This window comes from Acinetobacter sp. AL9, from assembly GCF_041464035.1.
GTDB lineage: Bacteria > Pseudomonadota > Gammaproteobacteria > Pseudomonadales > Moraxellaceae > Acinetobacter > Acinetobacter towneri.
This window is the reverse complement of record NZ_JAYFSK010000245.1, coordinates 1-260: the sequence shown is the minus strand read 5'-3', so window position 1 is coordinate 260 and position 260 is coordinate 1. Positions and strand designations below refer to the sequence as shown.

Genomic DNA, 260 nt, shown 5'->3' with positions numbered 1-260 from the left:
TCGCCTAAGCAAGATAAATCGACAGCAACCAAAGCGATTGGTATTGATCTAGGCTTAAAAGATATTGCCACCTGTTCTGATGGCACTGTAATTTCAAATCCAAAATTCTATCGAAAATATGAGCAGACATTAGGTATTGCTCAGAGAGCCAGGAATAAGAAGCGTGTTCGTGCATTACACGCCAAGATTGCAAATAGTCGAAAAGATCATTTGCATAAAGCAAGCACCAAGCTTGTGAATGAAAATGCATTGATTATTGT

General features: G+C 38.5%; 1 protein-coding gene. It reads left to right on the top strand.

Annotation, left to right across the window (positions count from 1 at the left end):
- Positions 1-260, top strand: a 260-nt coding sequence (locus ACEO2X_RS14535; protein WP_371972210.1) for a transposase, incomplete at both ends; no start/stop codon positions are given.